The 16,645-nt window shown below is 68.0% G+C and carries 17 protein-coding genes and 1 pseudogene; 14 read left to right on the top strand and 4 right to left on the bottom strand.

The window, feature by feature from the left end; genetic code table 11:
• Nucleotides 1–46: 46 nt before the first annotated feature.
• The 6 genes and pseudogenes from TOK_RS30195 (at nt 47) to TOK_RS30180 (ending at nt 4,160) form a co-directional block, all read left to right on the top strand.
• Nucleotides 47–1,492, top strand: a complete 1,446-nt coding sequence (locus TOK_RS30195; RefSeq protein WP_098961430.1) for an NADH-quinone oxidoreductase subunit N — start codon at nt 47–49, stop codon at nt 1,490–1,492.
• A gap of 163 nt (nt 1,493–1,655) precedes the next feature.
• Complete coding sequence (locus tag TOK_RS35155; protein ID WP_306305180.1) at nt 1,656–1,781, top strand: hypothetical protein; 126 nt, start codon at nt 1,656–1,658, stop codon at nt 1,779–1,781.
• 97 nt (nt 1,782–1,878) lie between these two features.
• Nucleotides 1,879–2,166: a hypothetical protein gene (locus tag TOK_RS35150; RefSeq protein ID WP_306305179.1), complete on the top strand. Its 288-nt coding sequence runs from the start codon at nt 1,879–1,881 to the stop codon at nt 2,164–2,166.
• 67 nt (nt 2,167–2,233) lie between these two features.
• A pseudogene (locus tag TOK_RS35590) lies at nt 2,234–2,586 on the top strand (MHYT domain-containing protein).
• A gap of 219 nt (nt 2,587–2,805) precedes the next feature.
• Nucleotides 2,806–3,447 (top strand): hypothetical protein, encoded by a 642-nt coding sequence (locus TOK_RS30185; protein WP_098961401.1) that lies wholly within the window; start codon nt 2,806–2,808, stop codon nt 3,445–3,447.
• A 68-nt stretch (nt 3,448–3,515) separates the two neighbouring features.
• Nucleotides 3,516–4,160, top strand: a complete 645-nt coding sequence (locus tag TOK_RS30180) for a DUF305 domain-containing protein (RefSeq protein WP_098961400.1) — start codon at nt 3,516–3,518, stop codon at nt 4,158–4,160.
• A gap of 188 nt (nt 4,161–4,348) precedes the next feature.
• Here TOK_RS30180 and TOK_RS32175 read toward each other — a convergent pair whose 3' ends face one another.
• Entirely contained in the window at nt 4,349–5,455 is a 1,107-nt protein-coding gene (locus TOK_RS32175) for a hypothetical protein (protein ID WP_141566624.1), read from the bottom strand.
• Nucleotides 5,456–5,767: 312 nt separating this feature from the next.
• On the opposite strand from TOK_RS32175, the gene TOK_RS34845 reads away from it, so the two are divergent.
• A complete protein-coding gene (locus TOK_RS34845) occupies nt 5,768–5,890 on the top strand; it encodes a hypothetical protein (protein ID WP_256388029.1) in 123 nt (40 codons plus the stop codon).
• Nucleotides 5,891–6,216: 326 nt separating this feature from the next.
• Here TOK_RS34845 and TOK_RS30170 read toward each other — a convergent pair whose 3' ends face one another.
• The 3 genes from TOK_RS30170 to TOK_RS30160 form a co-directional block, all read right to left on the bottom strand.
• Nucleotides 6,217–8,130 (bottom strand): lipopolysaccharide biosynthesis protein, encoded by a 1,914-nt coding sequence (locus TOK_RS30170; protein WP_253258745.1) that lies wholly within the window; start codon nt 8,128–8,130, stop codon nt 6,217–6,219.
• A 37-nt stretch (nt 8,131–8,167) separates the two neighbouring features.
• Nucleotides 8,168–8,752: a bifunctional 2-polyprenyl-6-hydroxyphenol methylase/3-demethylubiquinol 3-O-methyltransferase UbiG gene (locus TOK_RS30165; protein ID WP_253258744.1), complete on the bottom strand. Its 585-nt coding sequence runs from the start codon at nt 8,750–8,752 to the stop codon at nt 8,168–8,170.
• Between the two features lie 180 nt (nt 8,753–8,932).
• Nucleotides 8,933–9,535, bottom strand: coding sequence for a hypothetical protein (locus TOK_RS30160; RefSeq protein ID WP_141566623.1), 603 nt, complete (start codon nt 9,533–9,535; stop codon nt 8,933–8,935).
• Between the two features lie 1,547 nt (nt 9,536–11,082).
• Here TOK_RS30160 and TOK_RS30155 point away from each other — a divergent pair.
• The 7 genes from TOK_RS30155 to TOK_RS30125 all read left to right on the top strand — a co-directional run bounded on the left by TOK_RS30155 (nt 11,083) and on the right by TOK_RS30125 (nt 16,427).
• Nucleotides 11,083–11,448 (top strand): hypothetical protein, encoded by a 366-nt coding sequence (locus tag TOK_RS30155; protein WP_098961395.1) that lies wholly within the window; start codon nt 11,083–11,085, stop codon nt 11,446–11,448.
• A gap of 205 nt (nt 11,449–11,653) precedes the next feature.
• Complete coding sequence (locus TOK_RS30150; protein ID WP_098961394.1) at nt 11,654–11,971, top strand: hypothetical protein; 318 nt, start codon at nt 11,654–11,656, stop codon at nt 11,969–11,971.
• 658 nt (nt 11,972–12,629) lie between these two features.
• Nucleotides 12,630–12,839, top strand: a complete 210-nt coding sequence (locus TOK_RS30145) for a CbtB-domain containing protein (protein ID WP_098961393.1) — start codon at nt 12,630–12,632, stop codon at nt 12,837–12,839.
• A 28-nt stretch (nt 12,840–12,867) separates the two neighbouring features.
• The gene (locus TOK_RS30140) at nt 12,868–13,611 is read left to right on the top strand and encodes a CbtA family protein (protein ID WP_098961392.1); all 744 of its coding nucleotides are present in this window, start codon (nt 12,868–12,870) and stop codon (nt 13,609–13,611) included.
• A gap of 100 nt (nt 13,612–13,711) precedes the next feature.
• The gene (locus TOK_RS30135; protein WP_098961391.1) at nt 13,712–14,677 is read left to right on the top strand and encodes a hypothetical protein; all 966 of its coding nucleotides are present in this window, start codon (nt 13,712–13,714) and stop codon (nt 14,675–14,677) included.
• Nucleotides 14,674–15,123, top strand: coding sequence for a hypothetical protein (locus tag TOK_RS30130; protein WP_098961390.1), 450 nt, complete (start codon nt 14,674–14,676; stop codon nt 15,121–15,123). Before TOK_RS30135 ends, TOK_RS30130 begins: the two co-directional genes overlap by 4 nt.
• Nucleotides 15,123–16,427, top strand: a complete 1,305-nt coding sequence (locus TOK_RS30125; RefSeq protein ID WP_098961389.1) for a hypothetical protein — start codon at nt 15,123–15,125, stop codon at nt 16,425–16,427. Before TOK_RS30130 ends, TOK_RS30125 begins: the two co-directional genes overlap by 1 nt.
• The last annotated feature ends 218 nt before the right edge of the window (nt 16,428–16,645 follow it).

Below are 16,645 nucleotides of genomic sequence, written 5' to 3'. Positions count from 1 at the left end.
CACCGACGATCGGTCTACGGACGCGGGGGGCCGTTGCGTGGAGTTGATGAACGAGGACCCGGGCGCACTCGTCCCCGAGCTCGCCCTGCTCGGCGCAGCCGTGCTCGGCCTCCTCACCGGATCCTGGTTACCGCGGCACCGGCAATGGATCGTCGCCGCCCTCGCAGCGCTGGCCTGCGTGGCCGGGATCATCGCCACCGCCGTGGTCTACACCCGGCCCACCGAGACCGTGTTCGGCTCCTACGCCATCGACCCCATCACCAACGCCACGCGGCTGATCGTGCTGGTCGCCACCCTGCTCGCCGTCTGCGCCTCGGTCGACGCCGCACGCGGGCAACGTCGGGAGACCGAGTACTGGGTGCTGCTGCTGCTCGGTGCACTCGGCGCCGTTCTGATGGCCGGAGCCACGGACCTGCTGCTGCTGTTCGCGACGTTCCTGCTGGCCAGCATCCCGCTCTACGCGCTCGTCGGCTGGTCGGCGACGTCACCGGGGACCGAGGCCGCGATGAAGTACTACCTCTCCGGCGCGTTCGCCGGCGTCGCCATGATCAGCGGTGCGACGCTGCTCTACGCCGCCGGTCACGTCACCGCCTACGCCGACCTCCGCGAGAACCTCACCACGGCCGCCGCGGACGGCCGCTCACTCCCGGCGCTGGCCGCAGTCGGGCTGGTGGCAGTGCTGGCCGGGCTGGCGTTCAAAGCCGGCGCGGTGCCCGCCCAGTTCTGGGTGCCCGACGTCAGCGACGGCACCCCCGCCCCGGTCGCCGGGATCGTCACCACCATCCCCAAGATCGGCGCGCTCGTCGCCATCTACCGGCTCCTCACCCAGGCAATCCCCGCACAGGTCATCAACTGGCCGCTGATCGTGGCCATCCTGGCCGCGGCATCGATGACCCTGGGCAACCTCGCCGCGTTCTTCCAGACCTCGGTGCAGCGCCTGCTCGGCTACTCCGCGATCTCCCAGGTCGGCTATGTCCTCATGGCCGCCGCCGTCGCCGCCCGAACACCTCAGGCCGGGCCGGCGCTGCTGCTCTACCTCGCCGCCTACGCGATCACCAACCTCGGCGCCTTCGCCGTCGCCGCCGCCGTCACCACCCCGGACGGGCCCGCCCGCACCCTCGACGACTACCGCGGTCTGGCTCGTCGCCGCCCCGTGTTGGCCGGCGCGCTCGTGGTCTGCCTGCTCGGCCTGGTCGGCACCCCACCCACCGCGGTCTTCTTCGGCAAGCTCGCCGTCTTCACCGCGGCGATCGACGGCGCGATGGCCTGGCTGGCCGTCCTTGCCATCGTCAACACCGTGGCCAGCCTGTTCTACTACCTGCGCTGGATCGCGCCACTGTTCACGACAGCGCCGTCACCTGCCAGCCCACTCGAGAACCATGGCCTCGGACGGCACTGGGCCACCGGTGCCGCGGTCGCCGCCGCCCTCGCCACCGTGATCATCGGAGTCGGCGCTCAGGCGCTGTGGGGGCTGCTCACCACCGCGTCCTGACTCCCAGCCGACCGATCAGCAACTGCGCCCATCGACCGACTCCGCCCCGCCTCATGCCACCTCTTCGCAACTGCCCCTTGGTGATTCGTGTTGTGGGTGTGACAACGTCGCCCCGACGGGGCCCGATTCGGCCGCGCGCTGGACACGTTCGGACTGGACCACGGTGCTGGGAACCGCCGGGGTCGTCGTGGGCCTGCACGTCCTCGGCTGGGGTGTGCTGCTGATGCTGGTGGTGCCGCAGCACCTCGTGCTCGGCGCCAGCGGGGTCTCGGGGCGGGGCTCGGCGTGACCGCTGACCTGCTCGGAGTCCGACGCGCCTTCGACGCCGACCACATCGCCGTGTCGACAACACCACCCGCAAGCTGGTCGGCGAGAAACGCCCGGCGTTGACCACCGGGTTCTGGTTCTCCCTCGGTCATTCCAGTCTGGTCTTCGCCCTGACCGTGTTGCTCGTTCGGGGATGCACGCGGTGGCCGACTCCGTGCAGAACGAGGACTCAGCCTCGCTGCAGACGCTCGGCCTGGTCAGGGCGCTGGTCGCAGGCGCCTTCCTCACCTCATCCGAATAGCCACCTCGTCGCCGTCGTCGGAATTGCCAAGGTCGCGCGCCGGATGCGGCACGGGCACTTCAACGACGCCGAGTCGAACACCACCTGCACCAACGCGGTCTGCTAGCCCGCCTGCTCAACCGCGTCATGCGGCGCGTCCGCAGCCGTGGCACCTCTACCCCGTTGGGCTGTTGATGGGGCTGGGATTCGACACCGCGACTCAGGGCGCGCTGCTCGTCCTTGCCGCCGGCTCGGCTGCGTTCACCCTGCCCTGGTACGCGATCCTGGTTCTGCCGGTTCTCTTCGCAGCGCGGATGAGCCTGTCGACACCGCCGACGGGATCGTCATGGCGCGCACCTACCGCTGGGCGTTCATCACCCCCGGGCGCAAGGTGTTCTACAACCTCACCATCACCGTGCTGTCCGTTGTCGTTGCCCTTGTCGTCGGCGGCATAGGGCTGATCGGGCTGCTGACCGAGCAGCTGCAGATCACTGACCTGCAATACGCCGCTTCGGCATCGTCACGCTGTTCTTGCTGGCGTGGTTGATCGCCGTGGTGATCTGGCGGTTCGGCCGCCTCGACCAACGCTGGGATCCGCGCACTCCGGCCGAGCGCGACACCGCCAAGCGCCACCCGGCCGAGGCGCCGGCCTCGCCGCGGGATGACGCTCACGCAGCTCACACCGCTGACAGAACCGACAGGGCTCCAAGCGGGGCGAACGAGGCAGAAGGGCGCCCGACGGGCACGGAGCGCGTTCGCTAAGGTCGTGGCCGTGCACGTGGTGAGCCGGCATGGATGGCAGCAGGTCCTGCTCGTGCTGTCGCTGATCGCCGGTGTCGTTGCCATGCACTCCGCGATCGCCTGCCACACCGACAACAGCTCTGCGCCGGTGGCGCACGTCACCGCCCACTCAACATCGACGGCGCCCCACTCGAGCACCGTGGCTGCCGCGACCAGTCCTTACCGCTCCGACGGAATGTCGGGGTCTGCTGAGGAGACGTCACCGCCGCGCATGGTCGCACCGGGGGTTGCGGACGGGACGACGTCCAACCCTGCCGCTCAACCCAGCTGGATAGGCAGGGGCGCCGTTGCCGTGCCACTGGACTTTTCCGCCACCGGCCCGGGAGTCCCCGCACCAGAAGCAGCCATGCCTGCGCTGGCGGCGCTGAGCTGGTGGGACGGCCCTCTGCCCGACGACTCGGTGCCGGCGCTGCACGATCTTCTCCACCTGTGCCTGGCGGTGCTGACCGCGCTCATCGCGCTGTCCGCGGTGGTGCTCCTGGCGGTTCTCGCTGCGCGGTCCGGCGCATCCATGGTCTCCAGCGGCGCGCCGCGTCGTGCCAGTGGCCCCCGGGCACCGCCACCGACCGCGGTCAGGCTCGCGTCACTCTGCGTGCTGCGGAACTGATCGGCCCCCAGCGCGGCAGAGCGCTGGTCCGATCACACCCGTATACACCGTAGAGGAGTTCTTCGATCATGAACCGCAAGCCTGTCGTCGGCATGCTCGCCGCCGCCGCGGCCACCGCAGTCCTCGTCGCCGGATGCGGCGGCTCCAGCGGCGCCGCCGCCACGTCCACCACCCCACCCGCTGTGGCCACCCCGTCGGCGAAGGCCGCCACGCACAACGCCGCAGACACCACGTTCGTGCAGGGCATGATCCCGCACCACACCCAGGCCGTTCAGATGTCGGAATTGGCCGCCCAGCGGGCTAGCACCGAGCAGGTCAGGCAGCTCGCCACCCGAATCCAGCAGGCTCAAGGCCCAGAGATTCAGCAGATGCGAGACTTCCTCGCAGCCTGGGGCGAGCCCGAAACCGGCTCGGCCGGCATGAGCGGCATGGACCACGGCACCCAGAGCGGCAGCACCACTGGCCCCATGCCGCACGAGATGAACGGCATGATGACCGACCAGCAGATGACCCAGCTCGGTCAGGCCAGCGGCACGGACTTCGACCGCATGTTCCTGCAGATGATGACCGAGCATCACAAGGGCGCCATCGACATGGCCCGGACCGAGCTCGCGCAGGGCCAGAACTCGGACGCCAAGGCGCTCGCACAGAAGATTATCGACGCTCAGCAGACCGAGATCACCGAGATGCAGCAGCTCCTGTCGACCCTCTGAGCCCGACAAGGGCAGGGGTGGGTGCTTCTGCCCACCCCTGCCCCACATGAGTTCCGCTCACCGGTCTCAATGGCAACTGCTAAACCTGCTGGTCGCTGAGTGCTAGCGGGACCCAGCTCGAGCTGGATCATGTGCACCGGGTGTGGGTGATCGCCCGTCTCCTGGTGGTCGGCGTCTGATCGATCTGGTCATCGAACGAAACTGACGTGCAGGTGATCGTAGTGCCCGCCGACCGGGTCACTGGCGTCATAAACGCCGCCGCCGGTGTAGGGGCGTCCCCAGCCGTTGCGGTCGGCGACGCCGCGGGTCCAGATTCGACCCTGCCAGATCACGTAGGAGACCTGCAGGGCTTCGGCATTGGTGCGGAACCACTCGGCCGCGCGCCATCCGTTGTCGAGGTCGCCGCCCTTCGCGAACCGGCCGGCGTCACCGGGAAAGAAGTCGCAGCCCTTGCCCAACGGGTGGTCGCTAGTAGGGTTGGTCGGGCGCTGGGCGTGGCATCCGGCTGAACGGATCAAAGCACCGCGGCGAAGGCCACCGAACGCGCGCTCGGCCTCCAATAGTGCATACCGGGTCGCGGTCGTAACACATCCATTGGTTGTCGGATCGTCTTCGATACATCCGCTGCTGCCCCCCGTGAGCGGGGCTGGGCTCGCGGTAATCGGCAAGCCGCCGCCGCTACAAGTGGCGGTGCGCGCGGTACTGAAGCGGCTGCCGGAGGATCCCACTTCGGCCAAGAGATCAGCTGCGGCTTGTTCCCACTTGGCGTAGGCGGTCGGGAACGCCGATCGCTGGATGGCCTGTGCGGCTTGCCACAGCGGCATTTCAGTCCACGCCGGTACCACGAGCAGTCGCTGAAAGAACTGAGTCGCAGCGTAGCGCGGCTGCCTCACCTGGTCCGGGGTGCCCCAGCCTTGCGAGGGCCGCTGCTGGAACAACCCCAGTGAGTCCCGGTCACCGTAGTCGAGGTTGCGGAGCCCAGATTCCTGCAAGGCGGTGGCAAGCGCGATCCACAGTCCTCGCTCAGGTACAGCGAGCTCGCGGCCGGTCGCGACGATGACTGCTGCGTTGCTCTGCTGTTCAGAGGTCAGACCGCTGGGCCCGGCGACGTCGATCGGCACAGCGGCGGGATCGGGCTGGCACCTACCAGGCACGCTGGCCGGTGTCATCAAGAACGACACGCTTACGAACGCGACCACGCCGCCGACTCCGATGGAACCCAGGACGACGGCGAGGACCAGTAGTCGTCTGCCGAGCCGTCGCAGAGCCAGAAGAGCGTGCTCAGCGGCGTTCATCAGACCGCAGCGGAGCCGAGGGCAGCAGCGGGCAAGTCGGTATGGCCGGCGCCATTTCGGGGCTCGGGTGGCGGAAACGCCGGCTCAGCCCAGCGGACGAACTCTGGGAACAGCGCCGTTTCGAAGAGCACTTTTCGGACTGACTGATGGTAGCCCGCACGCCGCCTGCAAAACCTCCGCCGAACAATTCTCCGCACCTCGCGTCGGCCCGGGCTCGGCTGCCACGCCTGGCGACGCACGACCTTTATCTGCGAGTTGCCTATCAGGCGGATTCGCGCATCTCCACCATCTTGCTGGTGCGACTCTGTCCACGTGGAGGACATCGCGGCCGAGTACGCGGTCGCCCGGCGCAGGATTCTGCATCTCCTGCTCGAGTTGTCTGCCCTGCTTGCGCAGAACACGTTCCGCATCCACATCCGCCTGCGGTGTGGCTGAGGGGGCGCCTGCGTGGTGCTGGTGGAAAGTTCGCCCCTTGGAGGTCGCCGAACTGCAACCACTGCAATTGGCCGGACTCGGAGAGCGCGAAGCTGCCCGCGACGCCGGCAGACGGCGGCGGCCGAGTCGAAACGAAACTCCCTCGAGGAGGGCTCGGGCGCGGAACTCCCTCGAGGACGGCTGGGCACTATATCGATCCCCTTCCAGCGAGTACACGTTACAGATCAGCGGCTACCCGAACGCGGGTAATCCCCCTGCCCCTGGCCGCATGAAACCCATAGGCTCGCGCTCCGCTTCAAGCCATAGTCAAGCTGAGCCACGGACCCTCACCCGGCTCCCCCATGCGGCGGAGGGTGCCGTGGCCTTGGTGACGGTCGCCGACCGGGGTCGAGGGGTGGCCTTGGCGATGGCCGCGGTGGGGGAGACCGTCGGATGGGGGCAGCATCAGTCCTATTGTCGACGGCAGGCGCATCGGAAGACGGGCCGCCGTCAGATAGCCGCACGGCCCGAATGTCGACTATTAGAGGCACGGTCGGGGCATCTGCCGGCCACTCCGAGCGATATACGCGTAGGACGATCGTGGCGTCGGCATCGATCACGGGTAAAGCGACAGTTGTGGCCTCGAAGGACGTGTCGTCCACGTCCCTGTCGTTATCCTCACGACGAGCGCTACTGCGGCATAGTCGGTAGCGCACCGACTCGAACACACGTCTCGCTGATGCGGGTGCGGTCAAGATAAGCCCCGCAACGAACAGTACGGCGAAGGCGACGGTCTGCCCCATCAGAATTGCGATGCTGGTCAGCGTTTCTCGTTCGTCGGCGCGCAACCAAATCCGCTCCGCGACGCCGACACCGGCAGCGGGAATGGCGGCGATGACTGCAGGGACGACGAGAATGCGGATGAGCCGCACCGGTGGGAACGGCAGGACCCGGTGCGTCAGCACCAGCACGATCACGCCAATGGCCAGCTCGGTCGCCGAGATCGCGAGACCAACACCGATGAGCCCGAACGGAACCAATACCACGAGCAGGCCAATACCAAGGACGATGCTCGTGCCCGTCGTCCAGTTGAGCAGGGGTGTGCGGCCCGTCGCTTTAATGGCTTCGGAGGCCGCTGCATGCAGGGCAATGCCCAGGCCGTAACCGGACATAGCGACGAAGGCTTGGCCCGCCTCCCGCCATTCGGCGCCAAGCAGGATGACAACTGCGGGCTCACCGATCGCGCATGTCAGAGCAGCAACACCCGCCGATGGGACCCAGGCAATGCGGAGAGCGCGAAGGAACGCATCCGTGAGTTGCGCCGGATCGTCTGCCAGACGAGACATCGCGGGAAACAATACGTACGAGCCGATTTGAACCACGGCGTTGGCCGGGATCAGCGACAGGCGTTGTCCGTAGCGGTACTGTCCCACCGCATCGGTAGACAGGCTGCGCCCGAGAATCGCAGTCTCGCCGGCTGTGCGAACGCGGTCAACGAGCGCCTGCAACAGAAGTGGGTAAGCAAAGCGAGCCATCTCTCGCCAGATACGTACAGACGGCCGCACGAATCCGGGCCACCAGCCGGCGAACGCCCACGACAGCCCGAGCCAGGTGATCATCGCCGCGTAGTTTCCGATGACTTGAGACCACGCGCCGTAACCCAACGCTGCGAACACGATCGTCACAACCGCGAACACGACAACGCGCGCCGGGTCGACAATGAGCCTACGGCGGAAGTTGAAGCGCCGCTGCATCAGGCCGTCCGGGACGTTTGTGAGGCCGTGAATAATCAATGTCCCGGCATTAGTCGCCGCGATCAGTGCAACTGTCGGATCGCCAAATATTGCACCAAGCAGTGGAGCGGTTCCGATTGCACCAGCCGCAAAGAAGACACCCATGGCTCCGGTAACCCAGAAGACGGTCTCCGCGGATCTGTCGACGTCCTTGTCGCGCTGAATCAGTGCTAGGCGCAGGCCCGCCTCGGATACAGTGACGAGAAAACCGGTCAGGATGGTTCCGACGACGTAGACGCCTAGTTCTTCGGGTGTGAGGAGCCGTGCGAGGACCAGGGTCTGGACGAACGCGACGAGCTGCGTTGCGATGAGCGCGATCCCTGAGTAGGTCGCGCCACGACGTAGCGTCCCAGACAGGTTGCTCATCTCAGGATCGGATGTCGCGATCCGGGTCGATTCCTTGAGTCGATCACGGAGAGATTTGCGCTCAGAGAGCTCGTCCGGTCGCATCATCTTAGCCACCGACACGCCCGATCAACGAGGGAACGTCTAAGCCACGGACGGATCACGTCGCCCGGTACGCGGCGACGTGGGCGGCGACCCGGAGCGGACGTAGACCGCTCCTGCGCAGGACTAGCCCGAGCCCTTGACGCTGCTCGGGATTCAGAAGCTGGCTTCGCTCTATGAACAGCACCCCTCGGGGCGCGAGCGCCCTGCACACCACCCGCGCAGCGCGGTCGACGTCGCTCACGTAGGCGAACACACCGAAGGCAGTGATCGCGGCAAAACGATTGCGAGGCAACTCCTTGTCGACCGACAGGTCGATCATGTCTGCATCGATGTCACGTCGACGCAGCCTGAACCTGGCGAAGTCCAGAACCGGCGTGGACACTTCGGCCAGTGACGAGTGCCAGCCGTGGTGAGCGAACAGTTGCGTCGTCAGGCCCACACCCGACCCGATGTCAAGATGTCGACCACCGACGCCGTGGTTCTCGAGCCATTCGAGAGCTACGACAGGATCGGCCGGTGTAGTCGCGGTGGCTTGCTGGTATGCGTGTTGCAGAAGGAGTCGACCACGTTCGCTGGGTCTGTCGTGCTCCTGACCCGGCTGTGTCGGGTGTGTCGCGCAGAACGTCTCGACGTCGTCCATCGCTCCGGCGTGAGGGTTCAGATCGTCTAGCGCTAGGCCGGCCAGGAAGTCGTGCTGTAGTGCAGCCAACCTGGTCTGTCGTACGCGCGTCGTTTGGGTGCGTTTAAAGGTCCGCTGTAGAAAACTCATGAAGGCCTTCGGGTCAGGGCGATGTGACCGCTCCCAAGGACGGCCTCTGAATCAGGCCATCGGCCGGGTGAGCGCGGGCACGAGTACGGGACAGGGCGCTGTCACAGGAGGCCCTCGGCTGTCCAACGTCACCGTGAACCCGGGGCTGGCCCGGCGCCGCGGTGGCGCTGTCGCACTCAGCGCCGCCGCGCGCCGAAGCGCGATGTGAGCGTGGAAAATTTGCAGGGTGGCGCGGAGGGCGCCGGTACATGCCAGGACCGCACGGGCGACGATGATGCCGAGACCGACGTGTATGCAGAGGCTTGTAGCAGCGATCACGGCTGACAGGACCGGCTGGCCGACCGTCACGTGCTCGACGAGCTCGATGACCACGAACGCTACAAGAGGGAGTGCTCCCGGAAAGATGCTAGTGCGGAATGGTGGTCGTCCTGCGGAGTCATCCACTTCCGGGCCGTAGAGCGCGGCCACAGCCACGGCTACAAACGACGTCACCACTGCTGCCGTTCCGGTCAGCAGAACTGGGCCGATCACGTGGTCCAGCTGCTGCGAGCACTCGGCGTGGGTGAAGAGGGCGTCGGTCAGGGCGTGCGCAAGCGCCCAGGAGACAAGGCCAGAGGCGATCATCGCAACCCGGTACGCGAGGGCTGACGTCACGGTTGACCCCTTGCAGATGCGATATCCCGGTTGCGGCTGTGCACACGACGTTATGCGGTCGAGATCAGGCGCGAGTGAGCGAAGAGTTATCTAACGGTCAATTCCGGCGCCGGCAGTTGCCGCTCGACTGGCTAGCTCTAGGGCCAGCGGGGCATCCGACCTTCGGAACCGAGGATGAGGCCGTGTCGAGAACAGTCGCCGGGCACGCCGACCTCGCGACCCTCGCGGTCGCGGCGTTCGCCGGTAAACTGCCCCGGTGTGTCTGAGGACTCCTCTACATCCAGTGCGATTCACCCCGGCCGTCTCTGCCGGGTGGCCTGCACAAGGCAACTCCGGGACGACAATGCCGCCTGGTCACAGCAGATTGCACCCCCGCCTGTCATGGCCGCTGCCTGACAGGTGACGGGCGTAAATGTTCATATGCCGCCTGGTCGGGCATGGACTACGTCGAGCTCGCGATCGACGCCTGCTCTTAAGGCGCGCCGGGCCCGCTCAAACCCCCCGGGGGTAACGGGGCAGCGGGTCGGACGACCCTGCATTCGGGGCAAGACCAGAGGTGCTCGGCTCATGCGTCGCGCTGCGGGATCAACGTGCGGCGGGCGAGCCCTGCGTGCACCGGCCGCTCCCGATCCCCGCTGCCGCCCGCCGCCGGACCGACCCGTTCAGTTCGACGCGCCGAGTAGCTGTGGGCGAGCGGCCTGCGGACGTCCCGGCCTCACGGGATGGGCGCAGGTGTTCTCTCGTAAAGGCGCTTCGGGTAGCGAGGCGCGCCTAGTTGAGCGCACTGGCACGACACCAGCCTCCTGGACGGTTGTCTCGACAAACGTCGCTGCCATAGAAACTGTGTTCTTACCTCCGCCTTACCAAGGTCGAACGTATCGATTACTCAATGATTCCTACTGTGTGTATGGTCGACGCGGATGCTGAATCCATACTCAAGGCCAGCGGACGGGCTCGGACTCGACGCCGTCGGAGCTTGCTCGTAGCTTCAGCGGCGATAATCGCCGTCGTCGGCCTCGCGATTGGCGCTTTTCTAGTAGGTAATGAATCGTCCTACCGCGCCACGGCGCAAGTCGTACTTGTTCCTGGTGCTGAGACCGCACCCGATCTGATTCCAAGCGCTTGGGAGTCCCTAACTGGAGAGAGGGCTACGACTATGGGCTGCCGCGATATTGGCCGAACCCCAATGGTTAGCTTCTGCGTCGGTGCCCGCTTCCATACCTCCTGAGAGTCTCACTGTTTCCGCAGTGGCAGTCAAGGGAACCACCTTGATTCAGCTTACTTCCGTGGCCTCAAGTCCACACGCTGCTGAGGTAGCGCTGAGCTCAGTCATCGATAACGCACGCGGATTGGTCGAGAGACTTTCCGGGTCAGTTGCATTAATCTACTCGCAGCCCTCGACGGGAACTGCTATCGAGACCGGAGCTACTCTCGAGCTGGTCGCCCTGCTCATTGCGTTGGGATCAATCATCCTCTTTGGCGCCGGCGTATTGATGATCCGCAATCGCAAAGACAACACACACGCATAGCCGGTTCGCCGACTGCGAATGGGGCAGCGACGGGAACTGACGTGGGCTGCAGCGGTTCAGCCCCTGCACAACACGACCGAAGGCCTGGCCATCGTCGCGCCGCTGGCCGAGCACCGCATCGGTTGGCCGCGGCTGCTCGGGCTCGGGATGCTCGCCGGGGCTCCGGCAATCGCTGGCGCCGTTGTGGGCGCCGCGGTCGACAACCCCACGCTGTCGGCGGCGCTGCTGGGTGTCGGGGTCGGCGCGGTAGCGCTGGTCATCGTCCAGGTCGCGGCGCCGCTGCGGGATGCTAGGACGCGCCGGATCGTCGACCCGCCGGTGGCGGTGGGAATCGTCGCCGGACTCGCAGTCATGTACCTGACCGGACTACTCGTCGTCGGGTGATCGCGCGACTCCGGGTGCCGACATGCGGACACGAGGCTGTCGGGGAGTGGGGTTTCCCCCCGTTCAGATGGGGGGTTGGGCCCGGCCTGTCCGGGGGTGCAACCGATGCCCTATGACGGCTCAATCGGGCAAAGTTCTTCTCAGCGACGGAGCGACCGGAACGGCCACTCCACACAGACAAGAATAACCCGAGCGGAGCCCCTAAATGTTCAAGAGCACCTGCCCCTCCAAGTCCCGCGACGATTACGACAACGACAAGTGGGACGGCGGCTACGGCGGCAAGAACGACAAGTGGGACAACGACAAGTGGGGCGGCTACGGCGGCAGCAAGAACGACAAGTACGAGGACAAGTGGGGCTGCCACGACAACAAGTCCGACCACTACGACAACAACAAGTACGACGACGACAACTACGGCTGCGACGACAAGTACAGCTCGAACGACAAGTGGAACGACGACAAGTGGGACTCCGGTTACGGCGGCAAGAACGACAGCAACGACGACTGGAGCTACAGCAGCTGAGCACGAGGGCCGGGTCTGTTTCCCGGCCGGTGAGTCTCACCCGTGGGGGGTGACGGCCATCGGCCCCGGACCCGGTCCAGACACAGCGAGGCTTGACGATGCGCGTTCGGGCACGGGCCGCCCGAACGCGCATCGTCGTATGCAGTGGAGCCAATGATCTCGCTGCTCGGTGGGGGTCGGCACCGGCTCGGCGGCGCTTAACTGCGGAAGCCAGGTCGTCAGCCGTGATACGGCGACGACCGTGTCCGCTGGGCACGGCTGCCTGAGAGTGTCGGCCGCAGCGCCCAGCGGGGCCGTACGTATGGCCACGCGGCCTCCAGGGGTGTTAGAGCCACCCCGGTCCACGATTGCAGTGATGTGGGGCGGTAGGTGCGCTTGGCGCGGGAGCGCCGTCCTTGACCGTCCGGGCAGGGTCCGTCACCGCTCCGCGGGAGCCCCCTTGATCGAGTCGGCTGGTGGCGGTTCGAGACAGAAGGTGTGACGCGTGCGAATCGCTCCCGCGATTGCCAGGTCGACGCGCCTTATCCGCATCGTGGAATCACGATTGCTGCGCACATCATTGACTTTCAGGTGACCGAGCCGCACCCTCCCATCTGTCGATTGATTCAGATGAGCGTTCGGCAGTACGTCCGTACGGATTCCCAAGCTGGAGGTCCCCATGGCCCAGGGCGCGTCTCTTCCCGCCACCGCGGCGCCCGTCGTCCCCGTCCGCGAGCTCGTCCCGTGGGCCGTCTTCGCGGGGGTGATCCTCTTGGCGCTGCTCTACCTCGTCGGCCTGGACCAGGGAGCGACCTCGGTGTTCTCCGGCTCGATGCTGCACGAGTTCGTGCATGACGGCCGCCACCTGCTCGGCTTCCCCTGCCACTAGTCACCACACCGGATCCGGAGTCACGAACATGGTGAGGACCCTGCTGGTCCGCGGAATGCTGGCCGGGGTCGTCGCGGCGCTGCTCGCCTTCGTCTTCGCGTGGCTCTTCGGTGAGCCCGCGCTCGACGGTGGCATCGCCTACGAGGACGCGCTCTCGGCCGCCGCCGGCGAGACCGACAGCGAGCCGCCGCTCGTCTCGCGCGGCGTCCAGTCGACGATCGGCCTGCTCGTCGCGCTGCTGATCTACGGTATCGCCGTCGGTGGCATCTTCTCGCTCGTGTACGCGGGTGTGCAGGGGCGGCTGTTCCGGCTCGTCCCGCGGGCGACCGCGGGTGTGCTGGCGGTGATCGGCTACGTCGTGGTCGTTCTTGTGCCGTTCCTGAAGTACCCATCCAACCCGCCGGCCTCCAGCGTCGACGACACGATCGGGCTGCGCAGCGGCACTTTCGTGCTCATGCTGGCGCTGTCAGTGGTGGCGGCGATCGTCGCGGTCGCGGTGGGTCGGCGGCTCGTCGCCCGCATCGGCACCTGGAACGGCGTCATCGCGGGCGCGGCGGTCTACATCGTCCTCGCGGCCGTCGTCGCCGCGCTGCTCCCGGTGGTGCAGGAGACCCCGGCGGACTTCTCCGCCGTCGTCCTCTACAACTTCCGGGTCGCGACGCTGGGCATCCACGCAGTGCTGTGGACGGCGATCGGGCTGCTGTTCGGCCTGTTTGTCTCCCGTGGAACCCGCAGCGCCGAGCGCCCCGCCGTAAGCGCAGCGGCAATCTGACGCACGACCCCCGACGGGCCATGTCGCAGCTTCCGCCGCGACGTGGCCCGTCGCGGCCTGTCCGCACTTCCCAAGGAACGTCCACTCGGGACCACATGCCATGACCACCTGGCTGCAACGGGCCGCCGCGACTTTCGCGCTCGCGCTCGTCCTGCTCCCGCTCGGCAGCGTCGCCGCGTCCGCGCACAGCGGCGGCCTCGACCCCCAGCCCGTCCTGCCGCGGATCGTCGCCGTCGACCCCGCCATCCCCGGCCTGCAGGTCACCGTCGTCGAGTACGGTGCGCGCCTGCGCATCGACAACGGCACGGGCGCGGCCGTCGACGTCACCCCCGCCGGCCAGGCCCGCACCGTCGAGCCCGTCGTCGCGGTTGGCGCCACCGACCGCTGGGCAGACTCCCGCGTTACCGCGGCCGCCAAGGGCGCGGGACCGGGCCCCGTCGCGTGGAGCGTCCCACCCACCGTCGGCGAGACAGAAGTCGTCGTGCGCGGGGAGACGACGTGGCCGCCCCCGCCCTCGGCGCTGCCGTGGTGGCTGCTCACCGCGGCCGTCGCCCTCGCCGCGGCGGTGCTGGGCTCATTCGCGGTGCGCCGCCGCTGGGCCGCGCTAGTGGTGGGCGTGCTATCGGTCGGCATGGTGGCCTCCTACGTCGTGCACGTATTGGGGTCGGCGCTCGCCCCCGACGGCGTCGAGTACTGGCCGACGGTGTGGCGGACCGCGGGTGCCGTCGGCACGGGCGCCGTTGCCGCCGCCCTCGCCGGAGCCGTGCTTACCGTGTTGGGTAAGCGGTTCGGGCTGCTGCTCTGCGCCCTGTCCGGGGCGTTGCTCGTCCTGCTCACGGGCGCCGACGTCGGCAGCTTCAGCAACCCGGTGCTGCCCTTCGGCTGGTCCCCCGACCTCGACCGCGTCACGACCGCGCTCACCTTCGGTGGCGGCCTCGGCCTGTTCCTCACCGGGTTCGCGGTGCTGCGCGCCCTCAGCCCCGCCCCCGGTTCCGTCCCTGAAACCGTCGACGAACCCGATCCCGTCTCGGCGGCACATACCGCCGACGCCCAGGAGCCCCGATGACCTCCGGCACCACCACGCTCACCCGGCTCGCTGCGGGCGCGCTGCTGCTCGTCCTTACCGCCGGCTGCGCCTCGGGCACCGCGGCGCCGGCCACCCCGGCCACCAGCGAGGCCTCCGCGAACGCCGCCGCTTCGACCATCGCCGGCCCGACCACCGCAGCTCCCGCCTTACCGGTGCGGGACGCCACCAGGCGCATCTCCGTCGCTTGGGCGGGCGGGCAGGCCACCGGTGATACCGGCAGGGTCGCCGTGCCGCTCGGTGCGACCGTCGAGATCGTCGTGACCAGCGACAAGGCCGAGGAGCTGCACCTGCACGGCTACGACCTGTCGGCGAAGGTGGCCGCGGGCGGCACCGCGACGCTGACGTTCGCCGCGACGATCGCCGGGGTGTTCGAGCTCGAGTTCCATGGCGCCGGCCGCGAGCTGCTCAAGCTTCAGGTCGGCTGATGCTGCTCGCCCACGGCGTCGGCACGCGGGGCGACCTGCCGGTGCCGATCGAGCTCGCCGCCACCGCGGCGGGCGTCGTGCTCGTGGGCTCGTTCCTGGCGCTGGGCCTGCTGTGGAAGACCCCGCGGCTGCGCGGTGGCGACGCCGGCCGGCCCGTCCCCGCCGTCCTCGCGCGGATCGTCGGGTCGGCTGTGCTGCGCGGGGTGCTGCGGGCCGCCGTGCTCGTCGTCGCGGTCCTGGTCGTCGTCATCGGGTTCGCCGGCCCCCCGGACACGCCCGACAACCTCGCGCCGTGGGTCTTCTACGTGACGTTCTGGGTTGGGCTGGTCCCGGCGTCGCTGTTGCTCGGGCCGTTGTGGCAGGTGCTCAACCCGCTGCGAGCCGTCCACTCCACACTCGCGGCGCTGCTGCGGATCGACCCCGACCACGGGTTGCGCGACCTGCCCGCCCGCGTCGGCCTATGGCCCGCCGCGGTGTCGCTGGCCGCGTTCGCGTGGCTGGAGCTGGTGTTCCCGGAGCCGTCGGACCCGCGCGTCGTCGCCGGGGTGCTCGTCGGGTACGGGACCGTCCACATCGGTCTCGCGCTCGTGTTCGGACGGCGGTGGTTCGCCTACGGCGACGGCTTCGAGGTGTGGTCGACCCTCCTCGGTTCCATGGCCCCGATCGGCCGTCGCGACGACGGGAAACTGGTGTGGCGCAGCCCGTTCGACGGGCTCGACTCGGTCCGGGGCCTGCCCGGGCTCGTGGCCGTCGTCATGGTTCTCGTCGGGTCGACGGCGTTCGACGGGTTGTCGCGCTCGACCGTGTGGTCGGACTCCGTGCCGCGCGGGCCGCTGTTCGGGACGATCGGGCTCGTCGTCGTAACCGGCGTCGTCACCGGGCTCTACCTGCTGGGCACGTGGCGGGCCGACCCGGTGCGCCGCGCCGAACCCGTCCGGCTGCCGACGGCGTTCGCGCACACGATCGTCCCGATCGCCGCGGGCTACGCGGTCGCGCACTACTTCTCGCTGTTCCTCTTCGACGGCCAACTGCCGTTCGTGCTGGCCAGTGACCCCTTCGGCACGGGGGCCGACCTGTTCGGCACGGCCGGGCGGGCCGTCGACTACTCGCTCGTCGGGACGGCGACGATCGCGGCCGTGCAGGTCGGCGCGATCGTCGTCGGGCACGTCATCGCGGCGGTGTGCGCGCACGACCGCGCGGTGCGGCTGTTCCCGCCCGCGATCGCGGTGCGAATCCAGTACCCGCTGCTCGCGGCGATGGTCGTGCTGACGTGCGGGGCCGTCGTCCTGGTCCTCGCGCCCTGACGCGCGTCAATGGCGCATCGGGGCCCGCGGTGTCGCAACGGCCGTGCTCACCCTGGCCTCCCGTGGGTCGCGGAGACCGAGCCTGTGCTCGGGGGTGGGGTGGTCCCTACCTGTGGTTCGGGGGTTGGGTCCGGCCGGGTCGGGGGTGCAACCGATGCCCAATGGGGCTCTTCCCAGATGAGGGTGTAGTTGGCGGTCTGGTGGCGCGCGGGGTGGTC

The sequence above is a fragment of the Pseudonocardia sp. N23 genome, assembly GCF_002583555.1.
GTDB lineage: Bacteria > Actinomycetota > Actinomycetes > Mycobacteriales > Pseudonocardiaceae > Pseudonocardia.
This window is presented reverse-complemented; position numbering and strand designations above follow the sequence as displayed.